Source organism: Methylophaga sp., assembly GCF_030651745.1.
The window spans coordinates 1-13,776 of the sequence record NZ_JAUSCC010000086.1 but is presented as its reverse complement, the minus strand read 5'-3'; the positions used below and the strand labels follow the sequence as shown (position 1 = coordinate 13,776).

Below are 13,776 nucleotides of genomic sequence, written 5' to 3'. Positions count from 1 at the left end.
TTAGCCCTCAGCTCAAAACGCCGTCAGGAAATGATTTTCAATTGTTTTACGTAAATCAATTCACAGGCATTGGCACCGGTATCTTCCCGGCTAAGTGAACTGCGCCAGCGCCATCCATCTTCAGCGTTTACATTAACCAGATAACCCTGCAGCGCGATTAATTGGCCGGGCCTTATCTGCTTGAGTATTCTGCCGACCTCTTCATCAGCCGGAATAAAATGCATATTGGCACTTTGAATTTCGATCTGACGACGCGGTATCGGAAACGACTGAACTTGCCAAAAATACCAGCGACCGGACTGGCGAATATTGATTTGTTTTACAACGTCGGGATCGGCCATCTTCCCCCAGCCCAACACCAAATCGGTGGGAGATAAATCAGCTTCACGGCCCAGACGATAGTCTTCTCTGGCTAATACTCGGGCTTCAAGGCTGAAATCGGCAACAGGTTGAATGGCATAATTCTTCACCAGAATGGGTGAAATGCCGGTAATCTCAGATTGTAGCGGTGCCTGCTCAATGAGAGTGTTTGGCGCGGCATAGTGAATCTCAGCCGTCGAACAATGACGCCAACCGAAAAAAATCACCACGATAATTAACAGCCAGCGCCACATGCGATTGCTCAGCTAATCATCAATTCGAAAACGTCTGGCAGCCATAACTATCAGCAGCAACACCGGAATGCCCATTAATGCCGTGAGCAAAAAGAATTGCTCATAGCCCATGCTCTCAACCATGGTTCCGGAATAACCACCGAGAATTTTTGGCAGCAAGGTCATCAGAGAACTGAAAATGGCGTATTGCACCGCAGTAAACGAGATATTGGTCAGACTGGATAAAAAGGCAATAAATGCTGCACTGGCCAAGCCGCCAGACAGGTTGTCAGCAGAAATCACGATATACAACATCACGATATCGTTGCCCATTTGCGCGAGCAGCATAAACAACAGATTGGTCAGCGCAGATAAAACAGCCCCGATAAACAGAATTCGCATCACCCCGAATCGTAATGCCAGGATCCCACCGAGGAAACCTCCGACAATGGTCATAAACAAACCAAAGGTTTTCACCACAGTGGCAATTTCCGGTTTGGTAAAGCCCATATCCTGATAAAACACATTGGCAATCACGCCCAGCACGATATCGGAAATGCGATATAAACCAATTAACAACAACAACAACAACGCCATCGACATGCCATAGCGTTTAAAGAAATCCTGCACCGGCTCAACATAGCTGCGATGCACAATGCTCTTCTGTACCCAGCCCATTAATATCAACATTCGGGCAATAATCACCGCCACAATGGTGGCCAGCACTAAACGAACCATCTCAACTGCTACAGCAGCCAACGGGCCATTATTCACCCAGGAAAGTAATTGCAATCGCGCCTGTACCGCCCAATCACCGGTAAGGTAAAAACAGCCAATAAAACCACTGATGGATAAAGCAAAGGTCAGCATCAAGCCCAGATAATCTCGCTTGCGATCTTCATGAACCTTTTTATTCACCTCAGGCTCAGGGCTTAACAAGGTGGTAACCACCCCGATCAGCATCAGCGCCGCCATAATCAAATAGCTTTGTCGCCACGCCAGGTAGTCATATTCGCCCATTTCCGAACCGAAATAACTGGCCAGCATTAACGCACCGGCCCCGGCCATCAACATACCGATTCGATATCCGGCGATATAGCTGGCAGACATTAACGCCTGCAAACGGACATCAGCAGATTCGATACGATAGGCATCAATCACCACATCCTGTGTCGCGGCAGAAAAACCCAGTAAAACAGCAGCAACAGCCATTAATGTCAAGGAATGCGTTGCCGGATCTACCATCGCCATCAAGATAATCGAAGTGATAATCATCAATTGCGACAGAAATAACCAACTGCGTCGTCGACCCAACAAACGATTCAGGATCGGCAGCGGCAGAATATCCAGCAGCGGCGCCCAGACAAATTTGAATGAATAACCCAACGCCGCCCAGCTGAAATAGGTTACTGCGCTGCGGTCAACACCGGCTTCACGTAACCATAAACTGAGTGAAGAAAAAATCAGTAATAACGGCAGACCCGCCGCAATACCGAGAAACAGCATAGTCACGACTTGTGGGGTAAGAAAAGCCCGCAGACTTTCCTGCCAGGAACGGATACTTGCAATCAAACGTAAGCTCACTGATGAGGTTTAATCCGCTAAAGTAACATTGACGCCACCTGCAATCCACTCTGAAATGTCCGTCAGTTCGAGATTGAAATATCTGCCCCACATCTTCACCGCGATTATGAGAAAATACTGAGAACTCACTAACACCATATATCAATGGCCAAACAACGAAAAATCATACACGTCGATATGGACGCTTTTTTTGCTTCGGTAGAACAACGCGATTTTCCCGAACTCAAAGGCAAACCACTTATCGTCGGCGGTCAGCCTGACAGTCGTGGGGTGGTGGCAGCATGCAGCTATGAGGCACGTAAATTCGGTATTCATTCTGCGATGTCTTCGGCGCGAGCTTATCGGCTTTGTCCGCAAGCGATTTTTGTGCGGCCCCGCTTTGAAGCCTACCGGGAAGCCTCCGATAAAATCCGTGAGATTTTCTGGCGCTATGCCTCAGAAGTTGAACCGCTATCACTTGATGAAGCCTATCTGGATGTCACTTACACAGAAGCCTTTAACGGTTCCGCCACCTTAATTGCCAAAGCCATCAAAAATGAAATCCTCGCCGAAACCCAGCTCACCGCCTCGGCGGGTGTTTCCTATAATAAATTCCTCGCCAAAATCGCCTCAGATATGGATAAACCCAATGGCCTGTATCTGATTCGCCCAGAACAAGGCCAGGACTTTGTCAGCAAACTACCGATTGGCAAATTTCATGGCATCGGCCCCGCCACCGAAGCCAAAATGAAAAATCTCGGCATCCACACCGGCAATGACCTAAGACAAAAAACCTTAACCGAACTCAACGAACGATTCGGCAAATCAGGCCAGTATTATTACAACATCGCCCGTGCCATTGACGAACGCCCCGTCCGCAGCCAACGCATCCGAAAATCGCTAGGCAAAGAAACCACCTTCGCTGAAGATATTCTCTCCATTCCTGAGCTGACCAACATCCTGTTGGGCCTCGCTGAACAAGTGATTGAAAGCTTATCCAAACGCAACATGCAAGGCAGAACCGTTACCGTTAAAGTGAAATACGCTGACTTTCAACAAGTCACTCGGGCACAAACGCTGGAACACAGTATTGGCTTTGCTGATTTGCAGGAATGGATTCCGAAATTATTAGCACGGACGGAGGCTGGTGATAAACCGGTTAGATTGGTGGGGTTGAGTTTGAGTGGGTTTGATTTGCCGGTGACTGTTGAAAAGAGGCAGGCGCAGTTGGATTTTAAGTTAACCTGGAAGTAAACGATATTTTTGATAATTCTCCATTTATCAAAAACTATAATCAGCTATTAATCTGAGATGGTTGTAGTATTGAAATCAAAAACCTGAGTTAATAGTTGTAAGTCAAATGCTCACCTTGTAAAAACTGCAACTGAAAATATATTGAAATTAATGGTTTATCCACTTATTATTCCCTAGCTTTGATAAGGATGGAGGTTATGGAATGACACAAAATAAGTGGCCGGAAGATTATCCCACACACTTAACTATTCCCCCTTCAAACGCAACCCCAATTGAGGCATATCTTTTTAGATTTGTTCAAAACTCTCCCCCTGTTGCTGATGACTTTCTTCCAAGCTATAAAGATCCTAAACAAAAACATCTGATTAATAGAGATGAAATACGAAATAAGCCGGAATTTTATGGCACGTCATTTTTTAACTCAGAAAATGCAATCAGAGCAAAAAAAGAAGAAAGTCCTGAGAGATTTAAAAATGAGGAAGTTGCTGCTGGATATATCTTGGAAAATCACGGTCTAGCCTTGAGGAAAAGCAAGCATATTACTGTGTGGTTATATGAGGGCCAATTCCCAAATGGTTTTGAATTAATATGAAAAAATCTGATCTTGAATTCAAGAGATGTTGCTTCGGAACATTGTATTATCACAATGTTTATAGCTTCTATGACCAACCGATTATATTCAGTGCACTAAACGAATATGATCAAATTTATTTTTGTTATAGCCTGGGCTGTGATGATACACACGATAGATGGCTTATAACTCCGGTATCTGCAGAGAGAGCCAATAAACTTGAACAAAAAAGCATTCCTATAATTGATGTTATAAAACAAACTGGCCAATCTCGAATATTAGTTCTGAAAGAGGATCTTGAGACCGGCCAGATACTACAAGAAGAGCAGAAATCAAAAAATCTACCCTTTTTATTACCCAATAATACTATTTTCATTAGTGAAAATATTAATGTTGATGGGAAACGCAAACATACTCATCGGATTCGCATAGCCAAAAATAACAACAACGATATCGTTTCCGAAACATTAAATGAAGTATCAGAAGCATTTAGTCGTTTTTGCAAAAACTATTTAAAAAATTTCGACTTGTCATCCCAATTTTTTGCAAAAGATGCCTTGGCTGGCTCATTCGTATATAGAGTTAAAGCCGATAACCTAGAAGAGTTCAAAACAAAGGGATATGAAGCTTTAATAAAGATTAGTAGTAAAGAAGAGTTTATTGAGGCATTAGACAATAAAGATATAGACCTAAGAACTGTTCACAGATTATTTTCACTCATATTATCTAATAAATTAAATATTCAACTCATAGATGAAGAGTCTACCGAACCAGTCGTAGACCTTACTCATCAATATGTTGAAGAGTTAATTGAAGAAGTGAGCGATAGGCTTGGAACATATTTAGACAGTACAATGGTGCCTCAAGCTGATAGCTTAGAAAGGCTTAAATTGTATCTACAAATATTAGAGCAAAACGGATTTGTAACATCTGAGTTGTTAAATATGGCTCCACGACAAGTAAGTTATTACAGGGATGCATGTGAAATATTAGGTTTAATCCATGATTACTCGAAACTTACTCCTATCGGTGCCAAGGCTCTTCACTCTCCAACCGAGCAAGAATACATTAACGTTATTCAACGGCAGTTCGAGGAAACAGAATGTGGGTTCCTTTGGATGAGAAATCAGAATGTGAATAATATTGTCGATATCAACGAAGAAACTGCCACCGAATTCCTTATTCATAACTGCAATGGACTTAGTGATTCGACAAGCAGTAGAAGAGCACAAACGCTTAAAGCATGGGTAAGAAAATTTAAAGAATTTGTTTAATCGTATCTATTCTTTTTTTAGTTATGCCGACCGCGTCAGAGTTGATGTCGTTTCCTTTAAATATTCTATTTAATTCTACAGAAGCACATCCCACAAAACCGACGCCACAAAATGGATCAATAACCATTTGCCTGACGGAAGTGCTTTGAAGAATCAGTGTTTTAGCTAAATTTATCGGCTTCTCAGTAGGGTATCCTCTCCAAATCCTTTTTTCGCTCAATATGTCTGGAATAGATAAATCATTGAGCTTCCTCTTGCCTTTTTCAAAAAACAAAATAAATTCATATCTCGCTCGATAATGATATCCCATGCCAATCGCCATTTTGTCCCATATAATTGGTTTCCAAAATTTAAAGCCAACAGACTCCGCTATTGGTTTAATAAAGAAAGCCGTTTCTTGATCACAAAAAAGATAAAAGTGACTGTTATTTTTGAGTACTCGATAAATTTCAATAAGAAGCTCTTCAAATCTTGAGTTTGGAAAAATTTCAAACCATGGGTTACTAGATGATTTGCTATTTTTTAGTCTAGTGGTTGTACCGATTTTTCGATGTTTTTCCAAAGACTCGTATGGAGGATCCGTTATGACTAAATCAACAGATCCTCCTTCAAGACTTTTCAGCCAATGAACAGCATCTTCACTACTTAATTGATACGTTTCATGTGTTGGACTATCAAGCCTTGTATTCAAAGTTGGCATTTCCATTTAATATTTTGTGTATGAAATTATACACATGTCACAGACCATAACATTCCCAAAAGCCCGTAGTTTGGGTTGAGCTTGCGAAACCCAAAAAATCAAAATGTTTTTGGCACAAAGTTTCGCCCTATGGGGCGAGTTCATTTTCTTTGTTTGCCCAAAGAAAACGAACCAAAAGAAAAGGCACCCCTTGTGCTGGCCTGCGGCTTCCCGATAAAAATGGCTATCTCAGGGAAATCGAAAAAACTCGCTGCGCTCAAACATTCCGATTTCTGCTCCTGAGACAGCCATTTTTATCGGCAGCACAAAAGGGGATTTCGGGGACTTAACTGAACATTCATTCCCTGATCGCCCTTATGCGAAGCCGAGCATCGCAGAGCTGGTCGGATCAGCATGACGGCTGTTTGAGCGCAGCGAGTTTCCGTCATGCCCGACCAGATCGAGAAGCGCAGGGAACCCGCAGGGCGAGTATGGGCTGCCCTTTTCTTTGGTTCGTTTCTTTTGGGCAAGCAAAATAAATGAACGCCCAGCGGCAGCGACAAAGTCGAAAACCTCAATCAGATTGTTGGGTTTCGTTCCTCAATCCAACACCCACTGTTTTAAATCCTGCCTGCGCGGGAATGACAGCTTTCTGTTGAGATTAATTGCATTTATCCAAATCTAACAAGCAACATGGATTAATTTAAGATTTTGATTTAAAGCGATTTTTCAAAATTTTAAAACGGCTGAGAGCACATTTCACAAAATTGCCATCCTTGTGCTTGAATTGCTTCTTCAAAGCTTTTTTAACTTCCCAAGTACCTTTATAACCATTCGGAAATACTACTAAATCACCGGCCTTGAATGTCGTTGCGGGGCCACCATCAGCAGGTGTCATGACGCATTCACCTTCAACAATAAACGCTACTTCTGTGGTTACAAATGCCCAAGGGAAGACAGAGACTTCTTTTTGCCATGTAGGCCAGTGAGCAACGCCCAATTCTTTTAAACGTGCTGCACTAGGGTTGCTATCAACTGTAATTTCTTTCATTTATCTTCCTAAAATTTAGATTTACTCCCAAAGTTTGAATGATTTGGGATGACTCATTGTGTTTTGCTGGGCCTATTTTGCCTGCCTTTTAACGATAAACCGAATTTATCGACCGTCTGTCATGTTAAAACAAGGCCAATTTGCCATAATGCCCCTTTCCTTTTTCATTTGAAGTGCTTATGCAAACCGTCGGGCAACCCGCGCTGGAAGTGTTACAAAACGTATTTGGTTTCAGTGCTTTTCGTCATAACCAGCAAACAATCGTTGATCATGTGATTGCCGGAGGCGATGCCTTGGTACTGATGCCGACCGGTGGCGGTAAGTCCTTGTGTTACCAGATTCCGGCATTAATCCGTCCTGGCACTGGAATCGTTGTGTCACCACTGATTGCCTTAATGCAGGATCAAGTGATGGCGCTGCAACAACTGGGAGTAAACGCGGCTTTTTTGAATTCCAGTTTATCGGCAGCCGAAGCCCGTGATGTTGAAATGCAGCTCGAAGCCGGGCAGATCGATTTACTGTATATGGCACCCGAACGTTTATTAAATGAACGTACGCTGGCGATGCTGTCACGTATTCCGGTATCGCTATTTGCCATTGATGAAGCGCATTGTGTATCGCAATGGGGTCATGATTTCCGGCCCGAATATCAGCAGCTGAGCATGCTGCATGAACGTTTTCCAACTATCCCGCGTATCGCCCTGACCGCCACAGCCGATAAACGCACTCGTGTTGAAATCATCGAACAACTCAACCTGCACGATGCCAATGTCTATCTGAACAGTTTCGACCGAAGTAATATCTTTTACGCAATTGCTGAAGCCAATCAGGCCAAACAACAGCTTTGGCAGTTTATTGAAAGTCAGCATGCCAATGACGCCGGGATTGTCTATTGTCTGTCGCGGAAAAAAGTCGAAGCCATTGCCGAGTGGCTGACCGATCAAGGTCGGGTTGCTTTGCCTTATCACGCCGGTTTGTCGTCACAAATGCGAGCGCAGCATCAGCAACGATTTTTGCGCGAAGAAGGCGTGATTATTGTCGCCACCATTGCCTTTGGTATGGGCATTGATAAACCCGATGTGCGCTTTGTAGCGCATTTGAATCTACCAAAAAATATCGAAGCCTATTATCAGGAAACCGGCCGCGCTGGCCGTGATGGTTTGCCAGCCAATGCCTGGATGGCCTACGGCCTGCAGGATGTGATCACCTTGCGCCAGTTTATGCAGAATTCCGATGCGCCGGACCTTATCAAACGGGTCGAACATCACAAACTGGATGCCATGCTGGGTTTATGCGAATCCATTCACTGCAGACGACATGCTTTGTTGGCATATTTTGATGAAGTCTCACCAGAAACCTGCGGCCAATGTGACAACTGCCAGAATCCGCCAGAACATTTTGATGCCACCGAAGTTGCTCAAAAAGCCTTGTCATGTGTGTATCGAACTGACCAGCGTTTTGGGGTGAATTACTTAATCGATGTGTTGATTGGCAGCGATGATGAACGTATCAAAACCAATCAGCATGATCAGCTCACCACTTTTGGTATTGGTGCAGATCTCACAGCCACGCAGTGGCGCGGTATTTTTCGCCAACTGATTGCCACCGGCTATCTTGATATTGATATCAATCGCTATGGAGCGCTGCGTCTGACTGAAAAATGCCGGGCAATTTTACGCGGCGAGCAAAAATTACTGCTACGCAAACAACAAGCCAAACAAACGCTCAATAAAAAGGATAAAAAACAATCCGCCGTGCGACCTCAGGATCAGGAGCTCTGGGAAGCGTTACGCCAGTTACGTTCTGATATCGCCAAGCAAAATGGCGTGCCGCCATTTGTCATTTTTCATGACACCACCCTGCAGGAAATGTGTCAGACCCGCCCTGGCGATATGCAAGCTATGTCACGTATTTCCGGGGTTGGCACCCAAAAGCTGGAGCGTTATGGTCAGCAGTTTTTGGCCGTGGTCCAGCAATATCCGTTATCGGAATTATTGAATAACGGCTTACGTGACACGGTGAATCAGACGTTGATGCTGCATGAACAAGGCTTGAATCCCGAGCAGATTGCCAAACAACGCGAATTAAAAGTCAGCACGGTATACAGTCATCTGTCAGATGGCATTGAAGCCGGGCTGCTGGATGTTAAAAATGTGCTGGATCTGCAAGATAACGAATTCAATGAAATCATCTCGACCATTGAATCATTAGGTGATGAAGCTGATAGCTTAAAAAACGTTTTTGAAGCGTTGGATGAAGCCTATGATTATGGGGTTATTCGTTGTGTTAGGGCTTCGATTTATTAATATTTTCAGCAGCTAAGTTTGACGCAGAAGCTGTCTAGGGAATGGCGTGGATGCCGTGAACCAGCTTATTGCTATCCCCAACCAGTCCGAAGGACTTCATCACTCAGATTTCGCATGAATGCGAGTCAGGGAATTGCGTGCCCAATTCCCTAACAACCCAAGGGCACCCCTTGTGTTGGCCTGCGGCTTCACTGCGTTGCGTTTTTTGTCAGGGAGACTCACCAAACTCGCTTCGCTCAAACAGGTAAGTCTCTAATCCTGACAAAAAGCCGCTACTCGTCAACACAAAAGGGGATTTTGTCGCCAACCTCAACGGTTTTCCCTAACGCCCTTATGCGACGCCGAGCATCGCAGAGCTGGTCGGATCAACATGACGGTTGTTTGACCGAAGGGAGTTTCCGTCATGCCCGACCAGATCGAGAAGCGCAGGGAACCCGCAGGGCGAGCATGGGCTGTCTTTTTGTTTGGTTCGTTTATTTTGGGCAAACAAAAGAAATGAACTCGGGCTTTAGTCCGACATTGCTAAGTTGGAAGTCACAATACAAGTTATGGGGCGATTCGGGTGTAACCCATGTAGTTGAATTAAACTGTTACCGATGTATGTGAACCGTATATGCCCTTTTGTTTGGTTCGTTTATTTTGATTCGCGACATACATGTCGCTCGCCCTTCGGGTGCCTCCGGCATCCAAATTCATTCCTGATGAATTTATGGGCAAGCAAAATAAATGAACGCCCAGCGGCAGCGACAAGGTCAAAAATATTAATCAGATTGTTGGGTTTCGTTTCTCAACCCAACCTACCCTGGATTAAGATTCAAGCCGCTTAATTTTATCCACCAACTCCTGAGATTCCTCAGTAAGCACAGCAAACTTTCGCATATCACCATTTCGTTGCGCCAACATTGCCTGATGCTGTTTTTCAGCTAATTGCTTTTTCAGTTTTTTGACCGGGTCTGACTTAAAGAATGAAAACATGATTTGTTTCTCAGTGATAGGTGCTAATCAGAGAGAAACAAACCAGGAAAGTTCATTATTTTGGGAGTTCGTAATCGTAATCAATAGTCAGCGGTGCATGATCTGAGAAGCGTTCATCTCGATATATGTCACTGGCTTTGACTTTGCCTTTTAAGCTTGGGCTCAGGATATGGTAATCAATACGCCACCCTGTGTTATTAGCCCAGGCCTGGCCGCGGTTTGACCACCAGGTGTACTCATGTTCGGCTTGCGGTAGTTCACGAAACGCATCGACAAAATTCATCTCGTAAAACAACTTGTCCAGCCAGGCACGTTCTTCTGGTAAAAAGCCGGAGTTTTTCTGGTTGCCTCTCCAGTTTCGGATATCTTCATTTTTATGGGCAATATTCCAATCGCCGCAAATGATGTAATCCCGGCCCGAATCTTTCATTTCCTGCATTTTGTTTTCAAAAAAAGCCATGCAACGGTATTTGGCTTGTTGGCGTTCATCACCAGAGGTACCTGACGGCAGATACAACGAGATAACACTGAGCTTACCGAATCGGGCTTCGATATAACGGCCTTCAATATCGAATTCAGCGTTACCCATACCTGTGATGACTTCGTCCGGTTTTTGTCGACTGTAAATGGCCACACCGCTGTAACCCTTTTTAACTGCATCGTGGTAATAGCAATGGTAGCCTTCCGGAGTAAAAATATTGTCTTCAAGTTGATGTATTTGCGCTTTAGTCTCTTGAATACACACTACGTCCGCGTCTTGCTTGGTTAACCAGACAAAGAATCCTTTTCGTGCAGCGGCTCGGATCCCATTCAAATTCGCTGTTATAATTCGCATCATTCACTCGTACTTGAAAAAAGAAAGCATCATACCATTTACAAATGGTAGCAAAATCAGGATAATGCCCGGTTCATATACAAATAGCTGATTCTTAGGAGAAACACTTTGGCAAACTCAGCACAAGCAAAGAAACGCGCCCGTCAGGCAGAAGTTAGCCGTCAGTTAAACGCTAGTCAGCGTTCTGCGATGCGTACTAAAGTAAAAGCAATTAGAAAAGCGATTATCGCTGGTGATAAAGAACAAGCAGTTGCTGCATTTAAAGCGGCTGTACCAGTTCTGGATCGTATGGCTCGCAAAGGCATCATCCACAAAAATACAGCTGCTCGTGGCAAAAGTCGTTTAAATAACGCTGTCCGCGCAATGTAATTGACTGTTCTATAGAATCAGCTAAAAAAAACCGGCTCTTGCCGGTTTTTTTATGTCTGTAATTTTCTGGTTTATCCGGTCACAACCAAGTTATCACGATGAATTAACTCTGGCTCATCAACATATCCCAGCAAACTTTGAATCGCCTGGCTGGGTTGTCCCATAATTCTTACGGCTTCATCGGCATTGTAATTCACCAGACCACGGGCCACTTCACGCCCCTGTAAGTCGGTACATAAAACCAGCTCACCACGGGTAAATTGACCATCTACCTGACGTACACCTACCGGTAAAATACTACGACCATGCTGTTTGATTACTGCTACGGCGCCATCATCCAACATTAATCGGCCCTTGGGAATCAAATGTCCGGCAAGCCACTGCTGGCGTGCTTTAATCGGTTTGATATCCGGCCATAATAATGTGCCAACGCCCTGCCCTGCTGCCAGATGACGTAAATTCAACGGATGTTTGCCAGATAAAATCACGGTGGTCGCACCAGAGCGAGCTGCACGTCTGGCCGCTGCTAATTTGGTTGCCATACCGCCACGGCCTAATTCACCTTTGCTATCACCGGCCATACCGTCGAGATTTGGATTGTTGGCTGCGGAAGCTGCCAACATTCTGGCATTGGGATTTAAACGCGGATCACTATCAAATAAGCCATCCTGATCGGTGAGAATGACCAACACATCGGCTTCAACCAGATTGGCGGTCATTGCCGCTAACGTGTCATTGTCACCAAAACGAATTTCATCGGTCGCGATGGTATCGTTTTCATTAACCACTGGCAGAATGCCCATTTCTAAAAGAGTATGTAATGCGCTGCGGGCATTCAAATGACGGCCACGATCGGCTAAATCAGAATGGGTCAGTAGAATTTGGGCAGTATGAATACCATGTTGCTCACAAGCAGTAGCGTAAGCATGGATAAGACCCATCTGACCGACACTGGCTGCGGCTTGTAATTGATGCAAAGCATGTGGACGCCGACGCCAACCCAGTCTCTGCATACCTGCAGCAACGGATCCGGAGGTGACCAATACAATTTCTTTGCCCTGCTTTCTTAACTCGGCGATTTCACCACTTAACCAGTGAATGCGATCCACATCCAAACCTTCTCCAGGCTTGGTCAATAAAGCACTACCAATTTTAATCACCCAACGTTTGGTTGATAAAAGTTGCTGATGCGGATGTTCCACAATTATTCCTCAATGGGGTTAGCGGGAGGCTGCTCACTCTGACGTAAATCATCCAGATATTGCATGATATCTTCACACAACTTTGTGCAACCTTCACCAGTCTGTCCACTGATTTTATAGACTGGGCCTTGCCAATTGAGTCGAGTCAAGACTTCCTGTGTAAGTTCGTCACGGATATCATCCGGAACCAAATCCATTTTATTCAGAATCAGCCACTGCGGCTGCTTGCCCAGCGCATCACTGTAATGAAGTAATTCACGGTTAATGATATTAACGCTTTCTACTGGATCCTGTTTTACATCAACGGGTGCCATATCAACCAGATGTAATAACAAACGAGTGCGCGTTAAATGTTTCAGGAACTGGATACCTAAACCGGCGCCTTCTGCTGCGCCTTCCACCAGACCGGGAATATCGGCAATAACAAAGCTGCGCACATCTTTCAGCGTTACCACGCCAAGGTTTGGATGCAATGTAGTAAACGGATAATCAGCTACTTTGGGCTGAGCGGCAGAAACCTGACTGATAAATGTCGATTTTCCGGCGTTGGGTAAACCCAGCAATCCAACATCAGCCAGTAATTTCATTTCCAAACGCAAAGTGCGTTCTTCGCCTGGAGTTCCATCTGATGTTTGACGTGGAGCGCGATTGATACTGGATTTATAACGGGCATTGCCCAGACCGTGCCAGCCACCTTTTGCCACCATCAGTTTATCGCCATGCTTAGCTAAATCACCAATTAACTCATTGGTGTCTTCATCCCAGGCTTCGGTGCCAACCGGTACTTTGATAATTAAATCTTCACCGCGGGCGCCACTGCATAGTTTGCCGCGACCATGTTCACCGCGTTGCGCTTTAAAGTTACGTTTATAGCGGAAATCAATCAGCGTATTTACTTGCGTGTCTGCCAGCAAATACACATCGCCACCGTCGCCACCATCACCACCATCCGGACCACCGAAAGGGATATATTTTTCACGACGAAAGCTCAGGCAACCATTACCGCCGGCACCCGCGCTGATTTTTATTTTCGCTTCATCAACAAATTTCATACTGCCGACCAGATAATTTTTTAATAATTGCCACAAACAAAAAACCCCGCAT

Annotated in this window: 13 protein-coding genes; 5 read left to right on the top strand and 8 right to left on the bottom strand. The window is 44.6% G+C overall.

Going from position 1 to position 13,776, the window contains the following annotated elements:
• Nucleotides 1-23 precede the first annotated feature (23 nt).
• Both Q7V21_RS10235 and Q7V21_RS10230 read right to left on the bottom strand, forming a co-directional pair.
• Entirely contained in the window at nt 24-614 is a 591-nt protein-coding gene (locus tag Q7V21_RS10235; protein WP_304917202.1) for a hypothetical protein, read from the bottom strand.
• A 12-nt stretch (nt 615-626) separates the two neighbouring features.
• Complete coding sequence (locus Q7V21_RS10230; protein WP_304917201.1) at nt 627-2,177, bottom strand: MFS transporter; 1,551 nt, start codon at nt 2,175-2,177, stop codon at nt 627-629.
• 144 nt (nt 2,178-2,321) lie between these two features.
• Here Q7V21_RS10230 and dinB point away from each other — a divergent pair, with 144 nt between their 5' ends.
• The 3 genes from dinB to Q7V21_RS10215 all read left to right on the top strand — a co-directional run bounded on the left by dinB (nt 2,322) and on the right by Q7V21_RS10215 (nt 5,255).
• Complete coding sequence (gene dinB / locus Q7V21_RS10225) at nt 2,322-3,410, top strand: DNA polymerase IV (protein WP_304917200.1); 1,089 nt, start codon at nt 2,322-2,324, stop codon at nt 3,408-3,410.
• 202 nt (nt 3,411-3,612) lie between these two features.
• The gene (locus Q7V21_RS10220) at nt 3,613-4,002 is read left to right on the top strand and encodes a hypothetical protein (RefSeq protein ID WP_304917199.1); all 390 of its coding nucleotides are present in this window, start codon (nt 3,613-3,615) and stop codon (nt 4,000-4,002) included.
• On the top strand, nt 3,999-5,255 hold the full coding sequence (locus Q7V21_RS10215; RefSeq protein ID WP_304917198.1) for a DUF6575 domain-containing protein: 1,257 nt from the start codon (nt 3,999-4,001) through the stop codon (nt 5,253-5,255). The genes Q7V21_RS10220 and Q7V21_RS10215 overlap by 4 nt, the downstream gene beginning before the upstream one ends.
• Here the strand turns inward: Q7V21_RS10215 and Q7V21_RS10210 are convergent.
• Together Q7V21_RS10210 and Q7V21_RS10205 are read right to left on the bottom strand one after the other, a co-directional pair.
• The gene (locus tag Q7V21_RS10210) at nt 5,239-5,961 is read right to left on the bottom strand and encodes a site-specific DNA-methyltransferase (RefSeq protein ID WP_304917197.1); all 723 of its coding nucleotides are present in this window, start codon (nt 5,959-5,961) and stop codon (nt 5,239-5,241) included. The two genes, Q7V21_RS10215 and Q7V21_RS10210, sit on opposite strands and share 17 nt — an antisense overlap.
• Before the next feature lie 676 nt (nt 5,962-6,637).
• Nucleotides 6,638-6,985, bottom strand: a complete 348-nt coding sequence (locus Q7V21_RS10205) for a cupin domain-containing protein (protein WP_304917196.1) — start codon at nt 6,983-6,985, stop codon at nt 6,638-6,640.
• A 179-nt stretch (nt 6,986-7,164) separates the two neighbouring features.
• On the opposite strand from Q7V21_RS10205, the gene recQ reads away from it, so the two are divergent.
• Nucleotides 7,165-9,291 (top strand): DNA helicase RecQ, encoded by a 2,127-nt coding sequence (gene recQ, locus Q7V21_RS10200; protein ID WP_304917195.1) that lies wholly within the window; start codon nt 7,165-7,167, stop codon nt 9,289-9,291.
• 807 nt (nt 9,292-10,098) lie between these two features.
• Here the strand turns inward: recQ and Q7V21_RS10195 are convergent.
• Nucleotides 10,099-10,266, bottom strand: coding sequence for a DUF6435 family protein (locus Q7V21_RS10195; RefSeq protein WP_304917194.1), 168 nt, complete (start codon nt 10,264-10,266; stop codon nt 10,099-10,101).
• Nucleotides 10,267-10,321: 55 nt separating this feature from the next.
• The gene (locus Q7V21_RS10190) at nt 10,322-11,101 is read right to left on the bottom strand and encodes an exodeoxyribonuclease III (RefSeq protein ID WP_304917234.1); all 780 of its coding nucleotides are present in this window, start codon (nt 11,099-11,101) and stop codon (nt 10,322-10,324) included.
• Nucleotides 11,102-11,209: 108 nt separating this feature from the next.
• Between Q7V21_RS10190 and rpsT the strand changes: the two genes are divergently transcribed.
• Nucleotides 11,210-11,470 carry a 30S ribosomal protein S20 gene (rpsT, locus tag Q7V21_RS10185; protein ID WP_136554862.1) on the top strand — a complete coding sequence of 87 codons (261 nt, stop codon included), beginning with the start codon at nt 11,210-11,212 and terminating at the stop codon, nt 11,468-11,470.
• Nucleotides 11,471-11,541: 71 nt separating this feature from the next.
• On the opposite strand, the gene proB is transcribed toward rpsT, so the two are convergent.
• Nucleotides 11,542-12,672, bottom strand: a complete 1,131-nt coding sequence (gene proB / locus Q7V21_RS10180) for a glutamate 5-kinase (RefSeq protein ID WP_304917193.1) — start codon at nt 12,670-12,672, stop codon at nt 11,542-11,544.
• 2 nt (nt 12,673-12,674) lie between these two features.
• Nucleotides 12,675-13,724, bottom strand: a complete 1,050-nt coding sequence (cgtA, locus tag Q7V21_RS10175; protein ID WP_304917233.1) for an Obg family GTPase CgtA — start codon at nt 13,722-13,724, stop codon at nt 12,675-12,677.
• Nucleotides 13,725-13,776 lie beyond the last annotated feature (52 nt).

What these genes read in the sequence shown, in the direction of transcription:
- Q7V21_RS10190 (WP_304917234.1), bottom strand. Translation starts at nt 11,101, where the DNA reads ATGCGAATTATAACAGCGAATTTGAATGGGATCCGAGCCGCTGCACGA.
- Q7V21_RS10220 (WP_304917199.1), top strand. Translation starts at nt 3,613, where the DNA reads ATGACACAAAATAAGTGGCCGGAAGATTATCCCACACACTTAACTATT.
- dinB (WP_304917200.1), top strand. Translation starts at nt 2,322, where the DNA reads ATGGCCAAACAACGAAAAATCATACACGTCGATATGGACGCTTTTTTT.
- Q7V21_RS10235 (WP_304917202.1), bottom strand. Translation starts at nt 614, where the DNA reads ATGTGGCGCTGGCTGTTAATTATCGTGGTGATTTTTTTCGGTTGGCGT.
- Q7V21_RS10215 (WP_304917198.1), top strand. Translation starts at nt 3,999, where the DNA reads ATGAAAAAATCTGATCTTGAATTCAAGAGATGTTGCTTCGGAACATTG.
- Q7V21_RS10195 (WP_304917194.1), bottom strand. Translation starts at nt 10,266, where the DNA reads ATGTTTTCATTCTTTAAGTCAGACCCGGTCAAAAAACTGAAAAAGCAA.
- cgtA (WP_304917233.1), bottom strand. Translation starts at nt 13,724, where the DNA reads ATGAAATTTGTTGATGAAGCGAAAATAAAAATCAGCGCGGGTGCCGGC.
- Q7V21_RS10210 (WP_304917197.1), bottom strand. Translation starts at nt 5,961, where the DNA reads ATGGAAATGCCAACTTTGAATACAAGGCTTGATAGTCCAACACATGAA.
- recQ (WP_304917195.1), top strand. Translation starts at nt 7,165, where the DNA reads ATGCAAACCGTCGGGCAACCCGCGCTGGAAGTGTTACAAAACGTATTT.
- Q7V21_RS10205 (WP_304917196.1), bottom strand. Translation starts at nt 6,985, where the DNA reads ATGAAAGAAATTACAGTTGATAGCAACCCTAGTGCAGCACGTTTAAAA.